A 24,033-nucleotide genomic window follows, 5' to 3' on the forward strand; every position below is an offset into this window, starting at 1 on the left:
GCAAGGTGCCATGCTCGGCATCTTGCAACGCTTGAAGATAATGAATGATAAAAATGATTTAGAAATGGACGAAGGAACGTAATTTGGTTGGGTGGAAATATATATTAGATGCAGAAAAATACATGCAATTACTTAAAGCATTCATAAAAATACCATATCTTATATTTCCAGAATCAGTAGCCGTACCCGTCGATGCATATGATTCGTTTAAATAAAATATACCACCTGCTTGTGTAAAATATTCTACCAACTTTGAACTATCCCAAACAATCTGATATGGGTCATCACTCTCTGGATGAGATACCATAGTATTTGCTACGCCAAAATCAAAATTCTTTTCATGCCGCTTACTATATTCGTAAATAGTCGGGAATGTTGATACATCTGCCTTACCCAATGTTTTCGCAAATAATACCCATGCCCTTAAACTGGGCATGAACCATTTACTAATATTACTACCTGTAATGGCCACACCTGGTTCATAATGTCCAACATATACATAAGCACCCAATGAAGCTCCTGACCCCAACACTATATTTAAATCTAAGTCTAAATCAGCTGGAGCTTTATGTAGGTTGAAAATATCGTCATAATCACCAGGTCCATGAGGAGTAGCACCAGGTTTATAATCCTTCGTCGTCCACGTCGATTCATAACCATCCATTGTCAGGAAACTAGGACCCGCATCTAACCATAGTTCACCTCCGTAATGGTAAAAGAAATCATAAGCATCAGTCTCGCTAAATGCATCTTTCAACGCTACAGCCAATCCTTTTTCTGTTTGTGTTTTCTCTGAAATCACAAGTGCGATAGGCGTTCTTGTTCCTTTATCCCCAATAGCGCCGATAGTTCCATCCTGATAAAGATAATAGGGGAAGGTTTTAAGCTTCAGATTCACCGTGTAGGAATCGTTTTTGTTGAGCATGCCCAAGCCTGCAAGGCTAATGGTTTTAGTCGACAAGTCCTTTCCATAAATCTTGCTACCTGCTGCAAAGCCTAAGGTCAGTTGGGCACCATTGGTTTGCGGTAAGAAATATTCGAAACCACTTTCGCGCACAATGGTTTGCACATAAGACGAAGCTGTGACGGGCGATTCGGCCACAGTTAACGCATTACTATTGGCGGCTATAGCCTCGTTGTCGGTGCTAAGCAGCGTAGTACCATCCACATCATAGAAATTGGTTTTGGGTTGAACAGCCGTGGCACTCACGCAAGCTTTAATGTTCTTTCCCTCGTTGGTGTAGGACGTTATCTTCGTTTTAATGCGAGCAGCCTGATGCTTCATCACGAACGAGAGTTCAAGATGGGGCGTCGTTAGTGTTTTGGTCACCTTATCTATCATTGGATTTTCGGTGAGCTTAGTCACTTCAAACTTCCCATTCTGATAGGTAACGGCGTCATTCACACAAACAAACGTATAGGTGCCTGATTCCAACTCCAACACCTGTGTGCTGGCATCACGAATAAAACCGCCACCACTCACCACACCAGCGAGTTTACCTTTTAAATGCCCACTGCCATCAAAAGCATAGATGGTGTAATGCTCATTAGACATGGCCGCACGCGTACCACCCTTCTTAGCCTCATCGTTGTTGCGCTCAAACGTCACTTCGGCCATCACACCATCACCCAAATCAATTTGTTGTGGTGCAGGCAATGCGGCGCGTGTAAGTTCTCTGTTCGCAGCAAAGTTTTCTTCTTGAATGGTGATGCCCTTCTCTATGCGTGCTTCAATATTGTCTACATCGTCGTGATTGGCACATGCTCCAGCCAACACAACCACAGCCATCATGGCTACAGCTTGTAGGATTTGTGTAATTTTGTTCATGTCTTTCTGCTTATAAATCAATCTCACCACCATCTATCTCCTGCTCGTTCCAGTCCTCTTCTTGCGAGGCTGCAGCATTGTGCGACACAGACGTACCCAAAATATATTCCATCTGCATACTAACAATAAGCGACATCGGTGCAACATACTTCTTTTTCTTCATTTCATTTTCCTGTATTCCCTCACACTGTAAAGGCGTACTAAATGCATCATTCATAAAACTTTCACTCATTATTTATTTGTTATCCAAATGATAGGCCACATGCGATGTTCGCCCATTCAAAAAATGCTTTCGCACTAAACCTATCTTACCTTAAAATGAGTTGCAAAGGTATTGATTTATTTTTAACGCTTAAAAATTACCCCTCCGTTAAGGGTTTGTTGTTATCTTTTATAATTTTTAAACAAAAACCAATTCCTAACTGCCCCACTTCCTTTAGTTTGGTTCTATTAGGCAATCAAGATGAGAACATCTGCTATGCCTTGCGCCGAGCATAAGGTTATGACAGCACTTCCTTGTTTCGGTTGACAAAAGCATAAGGTTATGACAGCGCTTCCCTGTTCCGGTTGACGAAAGCATAAGGTTATGACAACACTTCCCTGTTCCGATTGACAAAAGCATAAGGTTATGACAGCACTTCCCTGTTCCGATTGACAAAAGCATAAGGTTATGACAGCGCTTCCTTATTCCGGGTGACGAAAGCATAAGGTTATGACAGCACTTCCTTATTTCGGGTGAGCAAAGCATAAGGTTATGACAGCACTTCCTTATTTCGGGTGAGCAAAGCATAAGGTTATGACAGCGCTTCCCCATTTCGGTTGACGAAAGCATAAGGTTATGCCTGCTCGGAGGGCATTAAGATGGCGTCTTGCTCAGCTTGCGGAGCTTCCACCCGCTCCACAAACACCACATCACGCTTAGGCCGATGAGGAAAACATAGAACACTTGGAGCAGCGACAGGAAGGTGTAGATGCGGCCGGTGTGCACTTCTAACGCCACATTGCGCAGCGACATGGGCAACGTTTGCATCCACTGCGGCATAGGCAGACGGTCGGTTCCCACGTTATAATCGGCCACAAGCGCGCCCACTTTGAAGTCGTTCGAATAGCCCGCCACGGCATTTGCCCCAATTGGTGGACCAGAAACGGGCTGCATGGGGCCGCCATCAAAATAGTCGGTCGCATAGCCTTGCGCACGATCCCAGCGATACATGCCGCTAAACGAGCCAATGAGCCAGCGGCCTTGCGCGTCTTTCTCCTCAACGTTGATGCCCATCACGCTCACAGGAGGTTGCACTGGCTCGGGCTTCGGCGTACTCCTCAAGGTCTTCAAAGCATAGAATCCTTCCGACGAATAGAGCAACCAATCGCCCTGTGCAGCATCATATTGCAACGACCGCAGCTTGTCGTGCCACGCATTTTCGCTGTCCATGGTCGAGAAAGGCAATGGATGCACGCGCGACGAGACGATGGCTATCAAAGCGGGTGGGCGCAACAACCAACCCGTGAAGCTCAACAACAGCGTGCAGACAATGGAGAGCCTGCCCACATGATTGTGCCATTGCAACAGCCAGCGCATGACTTTGGGATGCTTGTTGCGACGCATGCGCGGCAAAAAGAAATAGACAACGCCCGTCAGCGACAAGAAAATGAGCACAAAGGCGATGGCATCAACCACCAAAACGCCAACCATCCCAAAAAGTTCGCCGCTGTGCAGCAGCCACACCAAACGAAACAATGACACCTGCCCATCATAACCTTGTGGCGGCAACAAGGTGATGGTGCGGAACTGCTTGTAAGGAGGCGCGGCGCAGAAGAGCATCGATCGGCTGGTAATCACGAGGCTATCGCCTTGCAAACTCATATCCACCAGCCGCTCATTACCATCGTTTTGCAATGCCACCTCGTGCCAGATGCCATCGTCCTGCAACCGATAGAGCCCATATTGTCCCAGTGCAAAGAGTTGTTGTTGCGGGGTAAGACAAAGGCGTTTGATTTGCCGATAGTCAGCCCCTGTGGGCAAGCCGCGGTTAAAATCTTTCAAGCCAGCGCCCGTGCTGTCGGTCATCCAAATGCCGTTGTTGCCATAGATGAACACCTTTCCACGCCATTTCAGCGTGCCTTTTAGCAGTCCGCGGTTCCATTGTGCATAGCGATAAGAAGTGTGAAGTAAACTTCGACTCACATTCACCGAAGCAAACAGTCGGGGATGGTTGAGCACCAAGCCCGACAAGGCAAACATGATGAGGAAGAAGGCGCAAATCAAGCCCAACCATTTGTGATGCTTCCGCCAAGTGGATTTTTTCATTTTGTGTGCGTTGATAACGTTAGCGTGGGGGCTGCTGTTGCCGTCTGCAAGCTCAATTGGAATGACGAGAACGGCTCGTGACCCACAAATAGAGCCCCAAAGTTATAAAAACCAGCAGAATGATGAGCATGGGAAGCACAAATTTCTCGGGTTGCACCCAAAATTCTTTGAAGAAATTGATGCGCCCAAGAATTTCTACCGGCGTCCAAAACACAATCACTGTGGCGATGGCCATGCGGATGTTGGCACCCCAAGCGGCAAGGTGTAACTGACGTTTGAGCATGAAAACAGAACCCACAAAACAGCCCAACCCCACCAAGAACGTGACGGGATGATGGTCGCCTAAGAAGTTTTTGTCATAGCAGAACATCAACAGCAGATAGGAAGCCCACAGCATCATGTTGACCTCCATAAAGGTAACGATGGACGTGTGGCGCGTCATCGGGCGCACAACGATTTGGTTTCTGCGTCCTCTGAACAGCACCTTTTGCAGCCAGGTGATAAACAAACAGCCGTTGCGCGTGCTGAAAACATACATCAACATCGTCATCATCCACATGCCAAACGTGGCGGGCAGGATGAGATATTCGGGTTTTGTCACCACCACACCATGCTCTATCTCGGGCTGAACACCGTAGCGCCGCGCATAATACATAAAGAGAAACTCAACCCAGCCGGTCCAAAACAGCAGACCACCAAACAAGCCCCACAGCGTTTGTCGCGTGTCACCCCGAGCAAACACGCCGATGATAACGAGCACAAAGCCTAACAATCCGAGCAAGAAGCCGGCCACATGCACGCTGCCTTCGCTCATCAATTTCTCCATTAAAATCATCGCGGCATGACCTAAAGGCATGGCAAAAAGCACCAAGAGAAACGCCACGAGGGTTTGTTTCACATACCATTGCGAGGAGGATTCTTTTTCTTTGTTCATGATTCAAATGGTTTTAGAACAGCGTTTGCACGCTGCTATTTTAATTCATCACAATAATAACTGATTTGTCCACCCGTGTCTCCCAACTCAACATCGCCCTTAAACCAGCTGATGATTTGCAGTTTAAAATAATGCTGTCCATCGGCCGTGCGCACAACATAGGTGTGAAACGAGGGCGCATAGACGGGAGGTGGTCCCGAGAAGGTGAGCGCTTGCGACAACAAGGGGTTGGCATCGGTCTTCAATGTGGCTGGCCCGTGGTTGGGGTCAAACCAAGGATTTTCGTTGAAGTCAAGATGATGGGCGATGAGATACTTGTTCCAATCGTTGCGCGAATAGGTAATCGACACCGAATGGTCGTCGACAGTCCATTGCAAACCGGCCGGCAACTGCGCCACATGTTGCCACTTATCGTAGTTGCCATAGCCCAAATCGGCTGCTCCCCCCTGCCCTTCGCCCGACGTACCGCTGTTGGTTCGAAGCCGATAGCCACAGAAAGCCACATCCCAATCTAAACGATGATGTTGCTCACCTTCCTTGATATCGCTGCCAGGCATATAGCGATTAAACACCTCGCCTGTGCGCAAATTGATATACAACCAGTCGTTGCTCACACCCGTTAAATAACCCGTGATGCGCGGAAGGGTCTTTCCATTGAAAGGTTCGGCATCATAATGCACACACGAAGCCAACACCATCGCGCAGCTCAGCCATAAACATTGTATTGCTTTCATCGCTTATGTTTTAGGGATTTCACGATTTCATCCATCAAAAACTCTACTTGAACATAGCCCCTTGCGCCACATGTTGCCGGCACGTTGAACATCGTAATGCCCGAACCCAACGTGTGAGGCACATAGTTAAAGAGGTTATCCACGCCGAGCGTTACCTTCACTTTGTTATAGAAGGTCTGCACCAGGGCCAAATTGCACAGCACATAAGTGGGCAGGGTGCAACGAAAATAGGCATCGTAACTCTTGTGGTGTTCGTCCACCCAAACGCGATCTTGCACGTCAAACTGCTTCTGCCCCATGAGCGACGCACTGAAAATGGTCTTCAAACGATAGTTCTTTCGGTTCAGCGTATAGTCCAAACTTCCCGTTGCAGCGTGGGGCGATGTGGTGTTAACTTGTATGCCTTGCTGCTTACTTACATTCACATAGCTATACGTTCCGTTGAGTGTAAACCCATCGATGAAATGCCATTTGAGAATTGCTTCAACGCCCAACATGCGTTGATTGCGAAGGTTGGTGTATTCAAAGTTATACTGCATGTCGTAGATGTGCCACACGCCTTCAATCTTTTTCCGAAAGAAATTGCCATAAGCATTCACGTTCATAAAGAAACGATCGGTGCTGTATTCCGTGCCCACCGATACATAATGGTTTTTCTCGGGACGCAACTCTTCATTGCCACGGATTTGAAACATGCCGAGATGATCCCAGTTAAAGAACAGCTCTTTGATGCTCGGTGCCCGATAGCCCATGGAATAATTGGCACGAAAGGCCCATTGCTCGTTCAGCGAGTACTTGGCTGCGAGCTTGGGCATCCACATAAAACCAAAAGCTTTTGAAAAGTTAGTGCGCACCCCCAAGGATAACATCCAATGCGTTGTGGGCGTCCATTCATCCTGCAAGAAATATTCGGTTTCGCGCAGCGCGCGTGTGGTCATCTTGCGATTGACAAAGCGGTCACTCGTTAAATCGTCGCTGGTGTGCTCTATTCCGAAGATGAAACTGTGATGATTGAAATAATTACTCGTCAGCGAGAGGCGCGGTTCTAAAATCTGACTCTTATAAACCACCTTGCGTTCGTCGATTCGTTCGTGTCGTTTAAATCGCTGATAGAAATCACCATGCAAGCTCAACTGCACCGAGAACCAATTCTTCACATCATACTTTGCTTTGAAGCCCGTCATGAAATCACGGCTCTGCGTGAAATTAAGGTCTTGAATGAGGTCGTAGGAATTCATAAAAAACAGTGTGCCATAGACCTGCATCGAGAGGTTTTTCACAGGGTCGATGTAGAATTTTTGTGCCAACGACACATGCTCGGTGCCCTCAATGCCCATCGGTGGCCGTGCAACGACGCTGTTGAGAACAATATCATGCGGCAAAAACGGATTGGCTTCTTTCGTATAAACCTTTTGATCGTGCGTGGCCTGGTAAAGATAAAACGCATCACTCGAGCTATACCAAACATCGGTTTGCGAGGTAATCGCCTTATATTTCATGCCTGCCGACACCCACGCTTGCAGGTTGGGGCGGTCGCTATTCTTCTCAAACATATAAAGAAAGTCGCGCTTTGAGGGCTGTTTGTAGTTGCGTTCGTTCATCTGTCCCCAGCGAAAGCCAGCCTGAATATCCAAAGGTTTCGCCGCTTTCTTTGAGATGAGGTTGATGACTGCACCCGAAGCTCGGCTGCCATAGAGCGTGCTGCTGGCACCTTTCACAATCTCGATGCGGTCGATAGCGTGCAAATTAAACCGCTCATAATCTAAGTTGCCGGCCATTTCGCCTGTCATTCGCTCGCCATCTTGCAGAAAAAGCACATGCCGCGCATCCAACCCTTGCATCGAAATCTCGTTGCCAAAGCCCACCTTTTGAATGTTCATGCCGGGTGTTTCCTGCTGGAGCGCATGTTGAAGGTCGCTATATCCTGCATCAACCAAAGCCTTTCCACCTAACACTTGTGTCGTGATGGGCGAGAGTTTCACAGGACGTTCGGTGCGTGAACCCGTCACAACCACGTCATTCAGATGCATCACATCCTCGCGTAAGGTAATCTTTACCGTCTCTTTTTGAGGCAGTTGCACCTCACCTGAAGCCGTAACATAGCCCACAGCAATAATCTGATAGTGGTAAATGCCCTGTTTTTCAAGATTGAAAACAGCCTCGCCCGCAGCATCGGTCACGGCTGTATAGGCCGCCTTTGTGCTACCATTTGGAGTGAGAGAGATATAAATACCTTCCAAAGGTTGCTGCGTTCCTTGCTCTTCAACTTTGAATTTCAGTTGCTGTTGCGCCCATAACGCCATGCAACCCCAACAGAACAACAAGGTGAGGAATAGCTTTTTTCTTTTCATCTACGTTTCTTCTATGCGGAAAGAAATGCGGATAACATTTACTTAATCCGCATTTCAATGTTACAAGGCTTTGCTATGCGGGCTACAATCCATGCTCTTCTTTATATTTCTTGAGGTCTTCCTCATATTTCTTAAAGTCCTTTTCGTAGGTTTTAATGCGATTTTTGTCAATGGTTTGCAGGAAACACTCTGAACGCACATTCATCATGTTATAGTTAACGATGAAGTTTATCTGATGAGTTTTCACGTTGAGATAACCATCAACCTTGGCGCCGCTACCCTTTGAAACAGCACCCGTACCCTTATCATCGGCAGAAACCACGCCATCAACTCCTTTAAATTTCAACCATCCGTCACCACTGTACTCGTCTTTCTCCCATGAATTAAGTTGCATAAACTTGCACAAGCAGGTGAAAGTAATCTTTAGTGGCATATTGCCTACGGTGAAGTTAAGTAACTGCAAGCGTAAAGTTTTAGCATCCTCCCACGCAAATCTGAATTTCGTGGGACAGCCTTCGGGCAACAAAGTCTTGTCATCGCCGTTGAGTGTTGCTTTTGTTGAAAGTATAATGTCACCATCAAGGATCTGATGTGCAGTCTCAATGCTACTCTCATCTACAGGCCGTTCGTCAAGATTGTGGTCACTGCTGCACCCCATTAGGGTGAAGACGGCCATGAATAGGCCGCCCCACAATAGACATTTAAATTCTCTTTTCATATCTTTATTACTTCGTTCCATCAAAAGTCACAGAAGCTGGAAACATTGGAAAAATGTCCCATCCCGCATAAGTTTCGATAACAAAATGTAATAACCCTCCTTGCAAACTTCCTGAAATATTACGCAATTTGATTTTTTGTTTCATAAAAGCAGTCTTCAGAATCCCCGCTTCTCTATTTTTAGCTGTTGGAGAAATAGTGCCATTTATGATATACACGGGAACATTGATAGAGATTGTTCCTGGCATTTTCCCTATTTTTTGGATTTCTCCTTGCAACAGATAAGTTCCATCTCCATTATCAGTCAATGAAAAAACCGTATTGGCAACATCATTAAAATGCTTACCATTCATCGTTACATTTGACAGCGTTCCTACATAATTTCCAGCATTTGCAGAAGCAATAAAACCAAATAAACATGTAAAGATAATAAGTATTGAGAAAAATTTCTGTTTCATTTCCTTAGTCTTTATTTCTTAATTTGTGAGATATATTTTTCATGTGTCCAAAAAATCCCTCGTATTTCAGGTTTGAACAAATCACCATACAAAAAGGCATCGTAATCAGAAAGGCGCTGTGGCGTGCGGTCTAAATAGAACTTCTTGATGAAACTTTTTGTTTCCTGTCGGTTGAAAACATCTTCAGTAATCACAAAAGTCGTATTCAAATCGGCATCTGGCACATAGCCTCCATAATCATACCAATGCTTCAAGGTTGTGGGATAGGTTAATTTACAAGCAGGATTTAAGCGTCCTAACTCAATGGTACTTATACCTATAAAATTCGAAAAATCAAGGGCTCTTAGCTTTGGAGCGACTAAGACACCCAGATGCAAAGCATGTAAGTCTGTCTTATTAGGGAGCTTCAAATTTTCAACATCAGGACAGTCTATAATCTCTACAAAAGATCCTACCATGTCACTCATTTCTTTATCCTTGTCGCGTTGGCCAAACAGCGTACTTACTGAAAGGTCTATATCACGCAGACCATCAACTTTTCTCACAGCCATCTCGTACAAGTCATGTGCATCTTGTGTGTTGATGATGGATGTCTTTACATTCTGTAGAAAGAGTTTCTGTAGCTTACTGCTCACATAAAAATAAGGCAATGGCAACTTTTCTTCGAGTATAATTCTGCAATCTATGCCCTCCCAAGATGGATTGGAAACTATATATTGTATCCCTTCGACTGAAGTTGGTTGTTGCGCTATCGTAGCTCCTGCAATCAAATAGAACGTTTTTGATTTGTCGGCTAAACTCAAATGCTTGCTCAAGTCAACATGCTGTCCGTCAGAAGCCATAATTGATGGGAACGTTTCCTTGATATATTTTAGGACAGCTACATCAGGTATGGTGCGCAATGTGTTATAAGGCTGTACCTTTCCGTGCTCATCGACCATCTTCATTTCAACCTTTCCACCCGCAATATCATTTTGGTTGTGACGATAGAAAGGTACTAAATCACGGCTGTTGAAACGTGCTGTGGCAGGTAACAAGAGCTTATTGATGGAATGTTGGGGCGTAACGGTTTCCTCTCCGTTCTCAGCCACATCCACCTTCACCAAATGATGGAAGTCATAAATCTCATTACCTGTAAGATCAACGGCGATGACTTTCGCCGGAATGGAGTCAAAGTCGAACACGGGGCCATAGCCATTATTGGCGAGTTTCAACTCGTGAAGATTGGGGAACACGTCAAGCCCGGTGAGGTCTTTCAACTTTGTTCCACTTAAATCAAGCGACCGGGTGTTTTGAGCTAAGTCGTTAAGTTCCAGTTGTCCCTTCTCATTAAAGGTAAACCCTTTCGCTTTCAAAACATTTATTAACTCAGCATTTTGCAATGCCTGCGAACTAAAAGATGGCGCATTGTCTTTCTCGCTGCAAGAAAACAAGACCAAAGCACAAAGTGCTAAAAAGGATTTAAAAACAAATTTAAAATTCATAAGTCTAAAAATTTTGTGCAAAAATAAAACTAATTCTAACACCATGCAATCCCCATTTTTAGTGATTTTCATAGCACTTATTAACTTCTATTATACATTTTGCGGCTTTTCTTGCACTACTCATCCTCATTTATTAGGATTTTCATACGATATAGTTTAAAACGGATAACGAAAAACAATGAAAAAAAGACTCATGATTTACTCGTTTCATCAAACAGTGTCCATAGACCTTGTTTCAACATGAAAAGCTCACCGCTCTATAAAATGGTGGCGTTTACCACCTAATATCACCCACTTTTGCAACAAAACTGATAGAAATTAGGACGCAATATAGCCCATTTTATGAAGCAAGCCCATACATTCACTCATCGCACAAGATGACTTATGCTGTCTAAAAAAGACAAAAATCATGGCAAAACATTTTTTTATAGAAAAATAGTTGTAACTTTGCACGACTATATCTCGGGGTTGACTGGATTTGACGGCGAGATGAAATGGTATGTAAGCACGCGGAGATTCGGTTGTTTTCTCCCTAATCAAAGCAATCAGAAAATTAATTGGCGAAAACAATTACGCTCTCGCTGCCTAATCGAAGCATAGTAGATTACTGGCTTAATTGCGTCACAAGGTGATGCAACGAGACACCGCTCCAAGGATGTTTTTCCGAATCTGAAGACTCAGCGGTGCAGGTAAATCGGAAATAGTTGAGGTTGGCCTCGCAACTTTGATGACACTTTTAGAGGATAAGTCTGTAGTTGGTGGTTCAGGTCTTGCTACAGAACGAAAACCAAAGGCTGAAATAAGCGTGTAGAAAGCGTATGATTTCCTTGTGCGGACGTGGGTTCGAATCCCACCAGCTCCACTCGATGTACTCTGAACAAGCGTTTTTATAGCTTCACAAAAGAAAGAAAATCGCCGTAACATATTGAAGTTATGGCGATTTTCTTGTTTATATATGGCTCTGCTTTGAAGCCTATATTGTCTATCTATATGATTATTTCTAAGGTTTTGGAGGATCAAACTTTACTGGTGTTCTGAGTTTCGTCAGCGGTTCAAGATTAAATTTTTTGAAATCAGCTAAAAAACTTGCACAATCTTGTTCATGCTCAACCATAATAAAGGCTGCCTCATCACCATATAGAATTTTAGGAGTTGGCACTAACTTTTCATAAATCTTGCGAGCATTTTGCTGCTGGAAGCACGCATCCCATCGCGAGCATACGAAAATAATTTTATCATTCATCAGAAAATAATGATTGGGATAAACATCGTCGATTGACCACTCACCACCTTCGAAAGCATATTGGTAAGCAGGCATAATCATGAATATATCATTGTTGATGTTTACCCCGTTCGATAGTATTCCCCGATCTTCGTACACATAAAAACATTGCAATATGAAACTTTTCACATTTGGTTTCGTTTGAATATATTGATGTATGCGCTCCAAGAAAGCCGATTTCATTTGCGTTGTATCTACCCGATTGAGACTATCTAAAAGACTTTTCTGCATCGAGTGTTGCTGCAATCTTCCTTGACAACTCTGACAAGACACAAGCACCACAATAGTTATCAAGCAACAGAAAACCTTTTTTTTATACCATTTCATAAACATCATACCATTGAATGGGTAATCAATAGAGCACTTTATTTAGATATGCTGCGACTTTTATTGATGAAAGCCCTCCTAAAAAACTATTTCATCTTTTTTATAAGAATAAATAACTAATAGGAATACTCGCTTGCAAAGATAACCTTTTTTACTTAGATTGAATTCTTTTGCTTATAAAAGTTTCTAAAGAAAGTTCGCTTTTTAATCTAAAAAGAAATAGTCTAAGATCATTTTCTACAAAAGGGTTACAGATTATTTCGCTGAAAAGTTTATAAGGAAAAACCATGATACTGAGTTCCCTATTTAATAATTACCTTTACATACGCATCCAAAGCAACTTGAATACCAAACTTCACATGATCTATAAGACACAACACTCAACAGCCATTTGGTTATCCCCTCTTCCTCAAGCGGGCAGAAGAACGGAGAAGAAGGATAAAAGAGCCAATACCTCATGCGGATTAACCACATTGTGGCATCAAAACAAACAAGCCGTGAGATGAAGTTTTTCTTTGTTCCTTTAGAATGGGAATAGCAACGGCAACACAAAGGTCATTGCGATGCCGATGATGAGTTGCAGGGGCAATCCCACACGCACATAATCCATAAAAGTGTAGTTCCCGGCTTTCATCACCAAAGCATTGGGTGGCGTAGAGAACGGAGAAGCAAAACACATGCTGGCACCTAACGTCACTGCAAAAAGGAATGCATAGGGACTAACACCCACTTGCTGGGCAGCAACCAAAGCAATGGGAGCCATAAGCACGGCGGTTGCGGTGTTGCTGATGAACATCGTGAGCAGCGAAGTGGTGAAATAAATGCCTGCCAATAACGCATAAGGTCCAAAAGCACCTAAACTATTAACCAACGTTTCAGAAACAATTTGAGATACACCCGTCTTCTCTAAAGCCGTAGACATGGGCATCATCGCGCCAATAAGCACAACGCTTTCCCAATTAATTGTTTTATAGGCTGCATCGACACTACGGAAACAACCCGTTAAAATTACTAAGAGCGAAGCTATCAATACGGCTGTTACGGGTGCGATGGGAATGAAATCAAAGACCATTGTGAGTACCATCAATAACATGATGATGGCGGCAACGGGCGACTTATAATCAAAAATCACCTTAGCTGCCTTCATGTCGGGACGCCCAAGTACTACCCAATTCTCATTTTCTTGATTCATTTGAATAATAGTATCCCATTTGCCTTGCACCAACAATATATCACCATTGTGCAAGCGATAGTTCCCTAAATCGTCTGTGATATGTTCTTCATCTCGACGAATACCTAAGATATTTAGGGCATAATCCTCACGCAGACGCGAGTCTTTGATACGTGTACCAATGAGACGAGAAGTGGGAAGTACAACTATTTCTGATATGCCAATGTCGTAGAAATCGAGGTGAGAACCACGCAAATTCTGTAGCTGATAGTCGGCTGCTAATCGCTGCATACCTGCATGATCGCCATAAAAAAACAAGATATCGCCATGGCTAATCACACTATCTGCCCAAGCCATATGTTGATCTATAACCTTACCAAACGCACGTTTTCGTTCACTTCGTATCTCAAGTAACGTCAGACCATAACGGCGTTGCAAATCGAGTTCTTTCACACGCATACCATTTAGTCCACGCGCGTCTTTGCCCACATGATATTTATAAATCTTTTCTGTTAGATGATATTGCTTTGCTAAGGCTGAAAGTGATTGCCCTTTGCGTCGCTTTTTACCATCAACTTCTTTGATAAGCCACAGACTCAAAGGTAGCAACACACAGATTCCAATAACTATTACGATTACACCTGTAGGGAAAAACGAGAAAAATCCTAATGGCTTGAACCCAGCTTGCTGCAACGTTTCGCTAACCACAAGGTTGGGAGGTGTACCAATAAGCGTAAGCATTCCACCTAAACTACCAGCAAAAGCAACAGGCATGAGCAAACGGGAAGTGCGAATATTCGATGTAGCAGCCATGCTCATAATGATGGGCATCATAATGGCTACAGTTCCTGTATTGCTCACAAAAGCACCAATAACAGCTGTTGTCAACATTACAAGCACAAAAGCACGCGTCTCGTTACCACCCGAGAAGCGTGCGATGCTATTACCAACTGATTGGGCAAGCCCCGTTTGTAGGATTGCGCCTCCGACAATAAAAAGTCCAATCATCATCAAGACTATCGGCGAGGAGAAACCCCTTAGGGCTTCTTGCGTAGTTAAAACACCTGAAGCCGTGAGCACCATGAGTGCGGCCATGGCAACAATATCGCTGCGCACACGCCCCCAAATAAAAAACGCAATGGTTACCAGTAGCGTGATAATTGTTAATATCATAAAAATAAATGAATTGTCCTTAGCCTCGTGAATCAATAACGTTGCAAAGATAATAAAATCAGATGAATTTACCAAATGAGCAAAACACCTGACGACGAATAAGGTTATTCGTTCTGAATATCATAGGGTTGCCACAGCGATTGCTGCAAATCCACACATCCATTAGCTTTAAACTTCACACCTTCTTGATGTAACAACTCTCCCTGTTTGTCCCACGAGGGCACTAATCGCCCAGAACTATTGACTACACGATGGCAAGGAACCTGTGCCTCTCCAATCCTTTTAAGCACCAATCCCACTTGCCGCGCATGTTGTGGATGTCCAATGAGACGTGCGATGTGACCATAGGTGAGTACAAACCCCTGAGGAATAGCACACACCACTTGCTGTACTTCAGACTGAAAACAGGCATCAATCGCAATTGTTTTCATTTTGTAATGTAAGCTTTTTGATGACACGACACGGATTTCCTACAGCTATCGAATCGTCTGGAATATCTTTTGTTACCACCGACCCAGCACCAATGGTGCATCGATGGCCAATGGTCACTCCGGGAAGAATTGTCACATTACCCCCTATCCAAACATCATCGCCTATCGTTATGAGCTTAGCCCATTCTGTTCCAACACGCCTTTCTACAGGATCAGTGGGATGGCACACCGTAAAAAGGCTCACATTGGGGCCAATAAGTACATGATTACCAATGGTCACTCGCGCCTCATCGAGAATGGTAAGATTGAAATTGGAGAAGAAATGGTTACCAACATGAATATTACACCCGAAATCACAATGAAAAGGAGAGTTCACCATAGGCTGCACACCACAATATCCCAGAATGCGTTTGATGCAGGTTTCGCGTGCTTCTAACTGCGAAGGTTTGAGCTGATTGTAGGCCCAAACGGCATCTTTAGCCTTAAAAAGCATCGATAATATTTCGGGATCGAGCGCATGATAGGGCTCACCACACAACATTTTTTTCCATTCTTGATTCATCATTTAATTGTTACAATATTAAGATTTTCTGATATCGTGCAATCTTATACATCTATTATCTATCATTAAAAAACTATTCTACTAAATCATAACAGGCTACTCTAATTATTCCCTATAGAGTTTCCTCTTGCCATTGCCATTACAAAGGTATACATTTTTTGTTGCAGAAGATTATTACTTGGCTCTTTTTAATAATCATTCTCTGCATACACAATTATTTACTTTCATGCACTTTAGACTAACAAAAGACATATATGGAATACATATTTTGGGAACAACACCCAACAAGGCAGCGCCGCTATCCCCCACTCCAGACATATTATAGAGCACATATTTTAGAGAATAACACTTGTTCTCTGACATCATCTACCTTCAGTTCCTTAGCAACACCACATCTCCTAATAATTTTTCATTGCTACTTTTTAATAAAGGACTTTGTTTCCTTACTGGGACTTACTGTCTTCTAACAAAGAAACTTTTAGCATTTCTTACTAGAATTTACAACCACATCTCTAAAAAACTTAATAAAATATTTGTCCCTTCAAATAAATTCTTTTACCTTTGCACCGCTTTTCAGATATATTCTATACAAAATTCCTTTGGAGAGATGGTAGAGTGGTCGATTACAACGGTCTTGAAAACCGTCGTGCTGAGAGGCACCGGGGGTTCGAATCCCTCTCTCTCCGCAAATAAGGGTGTAAATCAACGAGTTACGTGATTTGCACCCTTTATTACACCCAAGATGTCGCTATTTAAAATCTTTTGAGACAAATTTATTGCACACAGAGGATAAATCAAGAAGGAACTCTTCGGGTCAACTCTTTGACCGGGGAATACATCTCGTGCACGGATTGAAAGCAAAATGAAGAACAAACTCATGCCTATGTGGGACAAGATTATGCTACGAAAGAGATACATCATCGAGTGCATCAACGAATTATTGAAAAACATGGCAAATCTTGTGCACTCACAGCACAGGCCAATACACAATTTCATTATAAACCTTTGCTCAGCATTGGCGACATACTGTTTCTTTGAGAACAAGCCTGATGCATTGCCTGTTGCCATTGAAGACAAAAGACGGTTAAAACTATTTTAGAAATAACTTATCCCGAACTCGCGTAAATATATACAAGGACAAGGAAAACGGAGGAGAACTATACAAGCACTGCCGCCACCGCCTAAAGCACAGAAAACGAACCATGGTAGGGAAGCGTATATAAATCCCGGACAGGACAAGCATAGTCGAACACCCCATGGAGATTGATGGCAAACGATTCGGAGACTTCGAGATGGATACCATCATAGGAAAAGACGGACATTGGGCAATAGTTACTATCATCGAGCAGAGTACCTACATGCTGTTCATGAGAAAACTCGACTAGGGGAAGAATACCAAGGCTCTGGCAAAAACGGTAGTCAGGAGGCTTATGCCGTACAAGGCATACATCAAAACCATAACAACCGATAATGGGACGGAATTAGTCTGTCATGAGATGATAAGCAAGGCACTTGATACGAAAATATATATTGCCGATCCGTATTCCTCGTGGCAGAAAGGAACCATCGAAAACGAGAATAGACTGATACGGCAAAACATACCAAAGTCCAGTTCGTTCGCAGGGTATTATATCAGCAAATAACCAAACTTATGCACAAGATTATCATCAGACCAAGAGAAAAATTGAATTTCACATCACCGAGTCAATGCTTTTATGAAAAGATCGTCTAAATTTTCACTTGCTTGTTGAATTCATCCTATCGTTTTCATTTCTATCAATTGTTAAAGAGTGTGTCGCATTAGCCTAATCAAGAGTTTTACTAAATTGACACACTCTAACTAAATTCACTTCATCATCTGCTTGAATAATGAGAACGATGAGAACTGTGAGAACTGTGGGAACTGTGAGAACTGTGAGAATAGTGCCCTGCAAGGGAACTCTTCACCATGTCAACAGCCTTTTGTAATACTAGGGGCTGCCTTTTCTGTTTCTCAATTTGTGCTGTTTCCTCATTGCCTCTAAATACATTTGCAATGTTCTCAGAAACATTGGCGCAATAACTTGTTGTGGCAATAAATGCAGACACAAACAAAAACATGAGTCTCTTCATTGATACCTCCGTTTTTAAATTAAACAATATTGTTAACGATTCACTCTGTACAGGAATCTGCACATTCTATTTTCTGTATGTGCGCACTGATATTTCCGTTGTTGGTTGAGAATATGCCCGCACATCCACTTTTCAAGCTACAGCCTTCACATATTGGAAGATATACGTCTTTCCATTCACTGATTGATTGCTTTGCAAATGGCCTCAATTCCGGAGAGAGTACACATAACTGGGCATTGTATATGTATGTAGTAATACCCCTATCATTTAGCAAAAGCACTGCTTGTTTTAACTCATGATTATAATCATAAGGGTCTATCCATAGCTCATGTAAATTACGTTCAGCCAACCCTGTTGTTTCCATTTGCATAAATGCCACCTGCACCACAAATGGGAAATTATGATAGATAAAATCGGACAATTGCACCAAACGTCGATATGTTTGTTTGTGAACCACAATACGTATTCCTATCGGTTGCCCGAATCGAGCAAGGTTGTATAACCCTTGTACCGTTTTATAAAATGTTTTTGCACCAACTATTCTATCATGCTCAGCTGCTATATCGGAGAAGATAGGTATGTCTATCTGCAAATCATGGTGGTTACAAGCCGCAAGTTTGGCGGCATAATCAATGTCTGCAAATTTCACTCCATTAGAAAGTATACTGATTGCAGCCTTTGGACATGATTTCTTAATTTGCCGTATCAAGTCAAACAATCTATCGCCAACCATAGTCGGTTCTCCTCCTGTAATCCCTACTTCCAGCGTATTCTTGTCGAATAATTTTATCAGTTCGAGATTAAAGTTAGTGCGATCTTTTTCCTGATCTACAGGAGGTTGTGGGCACATAATGCATCGGTGGTTGCATCGTGCAGTTGCAAATACAGCATTGGAAGTAGATCTAACTTCATATAGGAAAAATATTTCTCCTTTTGAATTTATAGAAACCACATCACCTTCACAAAAAGCAGAGATACTATCAATAATACAATGAGGGTATTTATTGTTGTCTTTTCCTTCTGACGTGATGATAAACTTATATCCCTTGCCGAAGTCCTTTTCGTTATCACTTACAAGAATGTAATTTGAACGGTTAAAAACATTCTTGCCTTTAAGCGTAACACGTCCGAGTATTTCGTGCGTGTTATTGTGATATAATGTATTTATCTGTTTCATTTCTAATCCTCTATTTTATCCAAGACCAAAAAATTCTATTAATTTCTGGATTCTTGCGATCCAATAGTTCAAACAAATAGTGTATGATAGCTTTGTTTTTCTTACACATTTCGTTTGTTGGACGATGCCCCACCATGTCACCTTGTTCTGACAAGTTGCGTACAGGGTCTGCTCCGCAATAGGGCTGAAAAACACATTCTGCACATTCAGGAAGGCATTCGTTGCAAGCAGAACGTATTATTTCATGTAACTTATCTCCATTGAACATTGATTGGTAAGAATCTGTGTTGACATTGCCCAAACGGAAGTAATAATTTTTGAATCGAGCCATCATCCTTCCTTCATCTGCAACATATACACTACCATCATAATCGTATATTGCTCCAGCGATACCTACACCGGCAGGTGACTGCAAATCAACAAATCCTGTAGCGAAAGGAGTTAATATTCTTTTAAGAAGTAAGGCTGCATACCCTTCAACAAAGAATATTCCTTTTTTGTTGAGTTCAATAATATAATCAAATCCTTCTTTGAAATTCGAGATAAAATCCTCTACAGGATATGCAATCTTGTCTTTATATTGTTTAGCAAACCCATAAGGGTTCAAGGCGCGTAAGAATATATTACGAAAACCCAATCTGACGTATTCGTCTATGATTTCCTTAAACCGTCCAAGGCTAAATCTCGAAGTCGTCATCAAGGCAGAAGCACACTCATTATCACACCAAATATTGCGAATCATTTCCAAATTCTTTTCAAATATCGTATGATGATCAAGTTCTTTGTTTTGAAGTGGCCTATTGGTGTCATGGAGCTCTTTTGGACCATCAAGAGATGTCGAAATCAGACATTTATGCTTTTTTAAGTATTTCACCATCTTTTCATCAAGCAATGTCAAATTGGTGCAAATAACAAACTCCAATTCTCTTTTCTTGAACAGATTTTTCCATTCGGCCTCTTCAATAATATATCTAACCATTTCAAAATCTGTCGAGGGGTCACCTCCTTGAAATTCGATCTTAATACAAGGAGAGGGAGATTTAAAGATGGTTTTTACAATATTCTTTGCAGTTGATTTAGTCATATCTGCAGAATGGTCTGTGCTCTCATGACGTTTTACCTGACAATATATGCAACTGGAATTACATCGTAATGTCGGCACAACCATGTGCAAAGAAGTAAAATCCTGCAAGATACTCTTCTTCGTGCGGAACTTGGTTGCGAGCATCTTTACAACATCATCAACATTATCTGTTGTAGCAATTTGTTTAGATGCAATATCATAAAACAAATCACTTTTAGGGTCAATATCTTCATTGACGAACTTAATAAAGTCGTCATTATTTAAGAATATGTATTCTCCTACATCATTCGTTAAGAGATACTTTTCGTCATTAAAATGAGCGAAACGAAATGGAAGTATTTGGTAGTTTCTCATTCTTCTATGAATTGACTGGTTTAAATGCTTCTTCAACAATTAAATCCCTTATATGACCGAATTGCTTATTTACATGAAAACGTACCTGTTGATCCAACAATTCATTACAGAACTGTTTGACTGTAGATTCCTTTATCACATTTTCATCTTTTGCCTCAAAAAGTAAATGTATTATTTTTTTACCATCTGGTTCAACTGACTTAAAGATATAAAAGTTATCAGTGAACTTATACGCTGCAGCATCTATCGTTTCTATCGAATAAACCTGCAAATCCAAGTCCAACTGCATTTTATTGCCGTCAATTACCTTTAGAGGAATTTTTAAAACATCCATATTTAGCCAATTCTTTCCCCCCCCATCCAGCTGCCAAATATGGGGCCATACATTGTAAAAGCGTGGCACTGTATGCCAGTATCCATAATGGAGACCACAAAAAAGTCAAATAATACAAAACAATTCACGTTATAATATGAAAACTGTCAAGCTTATTCGTCTTTATTATCCCTTCTATCTATCAGAAGTACAGATGCCGCTTTTGAGAAAGTATCAGGTTTCCATTTGCAACACGAAGCATAACGCTTTTTAATTATCGATATGTCTGGCTACAGTATATACTATCGCCGCTGTAAAATTACAAAATTATTTCCAAAAAAAAACATTTCGCGTTACTTTCAATCAAATTTTACCAATATTAGGAGGACACTAAAATAATCTCTTAAACAATCAATAATGATTGAAATACAAAATGAGTTTGCCCAAAATAGTCCACTATTTGAATGTATATTAAGCATTTTTGATAGTCGCTGATATCCTTGTATTTCCCTATACTTCCCGCTGTATCCCTGCCTCTTGGAAAAGCATTAAAAGCTCTCTACTTTTACATCGTCAGACCTGACTAAACGCCCTATGCGCAAGGGCGAGTTATTCATTTCAAAACAATTGAATTATGACGATAAACGAATTACTGGACAAGCCTGTTTGGCAGATGACTGGTGAAGAATTACTTTTCCTTGCACAACACAGTAATATATCCACGAGCAGGGAATTAACAAAGGCTTCTTCCTCCAAAGAAGAAAAGCGATATGTGTACGGGTTGGCTGGCATTGCACGCCTCTTCGGCTGTAGTTTGCCTACGGCTAACCGTATCAAGCAGAGTGGTAAAATCAATCGTGCCATTACACAAGTAGGACGCAAGATTATTGTTGATGCTGACCTTGCACTGGAATTGGCAGGGCGAAAGACAGGAGGACGATGATGAATACAACTGATTATGAAAACATTTGGCAAAAGTCGCTCATTCATGTAACCGATGAGTTTGCGCTCCCTCCAGTTGTACTACAAGCAGGTGAAGCCATTATTGGCACACTGGGGAACTTCAGTGTATCAACAGGTAAGGCGAAAGCCAAGAAGACTTTCAATGTGATTGCCATCGTTGCAGCAGCCCTTATCAATGGGCAGGTGTTGGAATATCAAGCATCATTTCCTGAGAGTAAACGCACAATTCTTTACTTTGATACGGAACAAAGTCCTTATCATTGCCAACTTGTGATGCAACGTATTTTGAGATTGGCAAAACTGCCAATAGACAAGGAACCGCAGAATTTGAAGTTCAGTCATCTTAGAGCCATTGCTGACCCTAATGAACGCAGAGAAATTATTCGTTATGCCATCTACAACACGCCCAACGTGGGCTTGGTAGTCATTGATGGCATTCGTGATTTGATGCTCGACATCAACAACTCAACGGAAGCGACCAAGTTAGTGGGCGACCTGATGCAATGGACGAGCGAGCAAAACATCCACATCCAAACTGTACTTCACCTCAACAAGGGCGACGACAACGCACGAGGGCATATTGGGACGGAACTCAACAACAAGGCTGAAACAGTTCTTCAAATCACAAAGGACAACACTATGCCTGAACGCAGTATTGTTGCACCTTCCATCATTCGTTCCAAACCCTTTGAAAAGTTTGCCTTTCGACTTAAGGAGGTTGAAGACGATATTTGCATTCCCCAAATAGATCTCTCATATTCGGACAATGAACGGAAGTCACATCGTTTCTCCTACCAAGAGTTAAGCACTAACGAACATCGAAAAGCGTTGGAACCAGTCTTCTCAACAAATGAAGTCTTGCCATATAGTAAACTTATCGTAGCTCTTAAAGAGGCTTATGCTAAGATTGTGGGGCTATCCTATGGGCAAACTAAACTCAAGGAGCTTTTACAATTCTTGCTCAACAAAGGCATAGTGGTTAAGGAAGAACGAGGAAAATATCGGCTCAGTCATAATTCTCTACAATAAAACCTTTGGTCGGTCGGACACAGGCTATATATACCTGAATCAATCCGACCAAAGAGAAACAAACTTGGTCGGACGTAAAGGTGTGCCTATAGTGTACGACTGTCCGACCAATCCTAAGCCTTTCAGCCTCCAAAAGAAAAAGGCTGAGAGTTATTCTTTTCAAACTTCAAAACAAAATCACAATGGAAATACAAAATATCAAGCAAATCTCTATTACAGATTATTTGCAGCAACAGGGTTATTCACCTGCACGAGTACAAGGAATTCATTTTTGGTACTGCTCCCCACTTCGTAACGAAAGTACGCCATCATTCAAAGTAAATACAGAGCGCAACCAATGGTATGACTTTGGAACTGGCGAACATGGAGATATCATTGACCTTGTGCGTGCTTTACAGTATTGTAACATGTACGAAGCCATTGAGCTTCTAATCGGTTCAAAACAAATAGTGCATCAAGATTTTTCTTTTGGAGGTGAAAGAAAAACCTCTAAGCACAAATTAGAAATCATATCTGTGCAATCACTTACCAATCCTTATTTGTTACGTTACATCGCAGAACGAGGAGTACCTCTCAGTATCGCCAATAGGTTCTGTTCTGAAATTCGATACAATAATACCAATCGGACATACTATGCCATTGGCTTTGCAAACGATGCTGGCGGATGGGAAATTCGTAGTCCTTATTTCAAAGGCTGCATAGCTCCAAAAGCAATTACAACTACTAGTAAAGGCACAGACGTTTTACAAATCTTTGAAGGGTTTATGGATTTCCTTTCGTGGCAAACGCTAAATCCTTCTTCAACTTGCGACACCATAGTTCTTAATTCTTTGGCTCTTTTGCCACGTATTCAAGAGAAGTTAAAAAGCTACAAGCAAGTTGAGAGTTTTCTGGACAATGATGAAGCAGGACGAAAATCGTTTGAATTTTTGAAGCAGTTTTACCCACAAATCATAGACGGTTCTGTTCGCTATCGAACTCACAAAGATATCAATGAATGGCTCGTAGCTCAATCCCAACTCAAAGAAAAACAGCCACGATTACCGACTACGAAACGTGGCATCAGAAGATAGCGTGTATCAGGGAAGCAAGTTTGTGTTTTGAGTATCTCAAAACCTACTTGCTCCCACCATTGGGAGATAAAAATCCCGTTGGTCTCATCAAAAAAATAAAAAATGGAACAGAAAAATAAAGGTGGACGACCCACTAAGACTTTATCAGAGAAACGGAAATATCAAGTG

At 42.2% G+C, this 24,033-nt stretch carries 21 protein-coding genes, 1 tRNA gene, 1 other RNA gene and 2 pseudogenes; 9 read left to right on the forward strand and 16 right to left on the reverse strand.

Features of this window, described 5'->3' with window-relative positions; genetic code table 11:
- Positions 1 to 58: 58 nt before the first annotated feature.
- From X919_RS15635 to X919_RS14685, 9 genes are all read right to left on the reverse strand, one after another.
- Entirely contained in the window at positions 59 to 1,828 is a 1,770-nt protein-coding gene (locus X919_RS15635) for a hypothetical protein (RefSeq protein ID WP_155949646.1), read from the reverse strand.
- A 10-nt stretch (positions 1,829 to 1,838) separates the two neighbouring features.
- Positions 1,839 to 2,060 carry a hypothetical protein gene (locus X919_RS0103435; RefSeq protein ID WP_028899030.1) on the reverse strand — a complete coding sequence of 74 codons (222 nt, stop codon included), beginning with the start codon at positions 2,058 to 2,060 and terminating at the stop codon, positions 1,839 to 1,841.
- Between the two features lie 624 nt (positions 2,061 to 2,684).
- The gene (locus tag X919_RS0103440; RefSeq protein WP_028899031.1) at positions 2,685 to 4,136 is read right to left on the reverse strand and encodes a PepSY-associated TM helix domain-containing protein; all 1,452 of its coding nucleotides are present in this window, start codon (positions 4,134 to 4,136) and stop codon (positions 2,685 to 2,687) included.
- 52 nt (positions 4,137 to 4,188) lie between these two features.
- Entirely contained in the window at positions 4,189 to 5,070 is an 882-nt protein-coding gene (locus tag X919_RS0103445; RefSeq protein WP_028899032.1) for a hypothetical protein, read from the reverse strand.
- 35 nt (positions 5,071 to 5,105) lie between these two features.
- A complete protein-coding gene (locus X919_RS0103450; protein ID WP_028899033.1) occupies positions 5,106 to 5,804 on the reverse strand; it encodes an HmuY family protein in 699 nt (232 codons plus the stop codon).
- The gene (locus X919_RS0103455) at positions 5,801 to 8,155 is read right to left on the reverse strand and encodes a TonB-dependent receptor (protein ID WP_028899034.1); all 2,355 of its coding nucleotides are present in this window, start codon (positions 8,153 to 8,155) and stop codon (positions 5,801 to 5,803) included. The genes X919_RS0103450 and X919_RS0103455 overlap by 4 nt, the downstream gene beginning before the upstream one ends.
- Before the next feature lie 82 nt (positions 8,156 to 8,237).
- Complete coding sequence (locus X919_RS0103460; protein WP_028899035.1) at positions 8,238 to 8,873, reverse strand: DUF4903 family protein; 636 nt, start codon at positions 8,871 to 8,873, stop codon at positions 8,238 to 8,240.
- 7 nt (positions 8,874 to 8,880) lie between these two features.
- Complete coding sequence (locus X919_RS0103465) at positions 8,881 to 9,330, reverse strand: hypothetical protein (protein WP_028899036.1); 450 nt, start codon at positions 9,328 to 9,330, stop codon at positions 8,881 to 8,883.
- An 11-nt stretch (positions 9,331 to 9,341) separates the two neighbouring features.
- Positions 9,342 to 10,814 (reverse strand): leucine-rich repeat domain-containing protein, encoded by a 1,473-nt coding sequence (locus X919_RS14685; RefSeq protein ID WP_051502399.1) that lies wholly within the window; start codon positions 10,812 to 10,814, stop codon positions 9,342 to 9,344.
- Between the two features lie 464 nt (positions 10,815 to 11,278).
- On the opposite strand from X919_RS14685, the gene ssrA reads away from it, so the two are divergent.
- Positions 11,279 to 11,679, forward strand: a transfer-messenger RNA (tmRNA) gene (ssrA, locus tag X919_RS15850).
- A 135-nt stretch (positions 11,680 to 11,814) separates the two neighbouring features.
- Here ssrA and X919_RS0103475 read toward each other — a convergent pair.
- The 4 genes from X919_RS0103475 to X919_RS0103490 form a co-directional block, all read right to left on the reverse strand.
- A complete protein-coding gene (locus tag X919_RS0103475; RefSeq protein WP_253270073.1) occupies positions 11,815 to 12,327 on the reverse strand; it encodes a hypothetical protein in 513 nt (170 codons plus the stop codon).
- Between the two features lie 619 nt (positions 12,328 to 12,946).
- On the reverse strand, positions 12,947 to 14,767 hold the full coding sequence (locus X919_RS0103480; protein WP_028899038.1) for an SLC13 family permease: 1,821 nt from the start codon (positions 14,765 to 14,767) through the stop codon (positions 12,947 to 12,949).
- Positions 14,768 to 14,871: 104 nt separating this feature from the next.
- The gene (locus X919_RS0103485) at positions 14,872 to 15,198 is read right to left on the reverse strand and encodes an MGMT family protein (protein ID WP_036916825.1); all 327 of its coding nucleotides are present in this window, start codon (positions 15,196 to 15,198) and stop codon (positions 14,872 to 14,874) included.
- Positions 15,179 to 15,760, reverse strand: coding sequence for a sugar O-acetyltransferase (locus X919_RS0103490; RefSeq protein WP_028899040.1), 582 nt, complete (start codon positions 15,758 to 15,760; stop codon positions 15,179 to 15,181). Before X919_RS0103490 ends, X919_RS0103485 begins: the two co-directional genes overlap by 20 nt.
- Before the next feature lie 601 nt (positions 15,761 to 16,361).
- Between X919_RS0103490 and X919_RS0103495 the strand changes: the two genes are divergently transcribed.
- The 4 genes and pseudogenes from X919_RS0103495 (at position 16,362) to X919_RS16435 (ending at position 17,403) form a co-directional block, all read left to right on the forward strand.
- Positions 16,362 to 16,446, forward strand: a tRNA-Ser gene (locus X919_RS0103495).
- 107 nt (positions 16,447 to 16,553) lie between these two features.
- Positions 16,554 to 16,859: pseudogene (locus tag X919_RS17190) on the forward strand (transposase); the annotation flags it as partial.
- Positions 16,860 to 17,016: 157 nt separating this feature from the next.
- Positions 17,017 to 17,145: a hypothetical protein gene (locus tag X919_RS17375; RefSeq protein ID WP_256380397.1), complete on the forward strand. Its 129-nt coding sequence runs from the start codon at positions 17,017 to 17,019 to the stop codon at positions 17,143 to 17,145.
- A gap of 45 nt (positions 17,146 to 17,190) precedes the next feature.
- Positions 17,191 to 17,403 carry an IS30 family transposase gene (locus tag X919_RS16435; RefSeq protein WP_155949648.1) on the forward strand — a complete coding sequence of 71 codons (213 nt, stop codon included), beginning with the start codon at positions 17,191 to 17,193 and terminating at the stop codon, positions 17,401 to 17,403.
- 509 nt (positions 17,404 to 17,912) lie between these two features.
- Here X919_RS16435 and hxsC read toward each other — a convergent pair.
- The 3 genes from hxsC to hxsD are packed head-to-tail and all read right to left on the reverse strand — an operon-like array spanning position 17,913 to position 20,821.
- A complete protein-coding gene (gene hxsC, locus X919_RS0103510; RefSeq protein ID WP_028899042.1) occupies positions 17,913 to 19,049 on the reverse strand; it encodes a His-Xaa-Ser system radical SAM maturase HxsC in 1,137 nt (378 codons plus the stop codon).
- 10 nt (positions 19,050 to 19,059) lie between these two features.
- On the reverse strand, positions 19,060 to 20,487 hold the full coding sequence (gene hxsB, locus X919_RS0103515; RefSeq protein WP_036916827.1) for a His-Xaa-Ser system radical SAM maturase HxsB: 1,428 nt from the start codon (positions 20,485 to 20,487) through the stop codon (positions 19,060 to 19,062).
- Positions 20,488 to 20,491: 4 nt separating this feature from the next.
- Entirely contained in the window at positions 20,492 to 20,821 is a 330-nt protein-coding gene (gene hxsD, locus X919_RS0103520) for a His-Xaa-Ser system protein HxsD (protein ID WP_028899044.1), read from the reverse strand.
- A 613-nt stretch (positions 20,822 to 21,434) separates the two neighbouring features.
- Between hxsD and X919_RS0103525 the strand changes: the two genes are divergently transcribed.
- From X919_RS0103525 to X919_RS15865, 4 genes and pseudogenes are all read left to right on the forward strand, one after another.
- The gene (locus X919_RS0103525) at positions 21,435 to 21,743 is read left to right on the forward strand and encodes a DUF3853 family protein (RefSeq protein WP_028899045.1); all 309 of its coding nucleotides are present in this window, start codon (positions 21,435 to 21,437) and stop codon (positions 21,741 to 21,743) included.
- Positions 21,740 to 22,792 (forward strand): AAA family ATPase, encoded by a 1,053-nt coding sequence (locus tag X919_RS0103530; protein WP_028899046.1) that lies wholly within the window; start codon positions 21,740 to 21,742, stop codon positions 22,790 to 22,792. The genes X919_RS0103525 and X919_RS0103530 overlap by 4 nt, the downstream gene beginning before the upstream one ends.
- Positions 22,793 to 22,974: 182 nt before the next feature.
- Positions 22,975 to 23,865, forward strand: coding sequence for a CHC2 zinc finger domain-containing protein (locus tag X919_RS0103535; protein WP_028899047.1), 891 nt, complete (start codon positions 22,975 to 22,977; stop codon positions 23,863 to 23,865).
- 102 nt (positions 23,866 to 23,967) lie between these two features.
- A pseudogene (locus X919_RS15865) lies at positions 23,968 to 24,033 on the forward strand (plasmid mobilization relaxosome protein MobC); the annotation flags it as partial.

The organism is Prevotella sp. HJM029, assembly GCF_000599605.1.
Taxonomy (GTDB): domain Bacteria; phylum Bacteroidota; class Bacteroidia; order Bacteroidales; family Bacteroidaceae; genus Prevotella.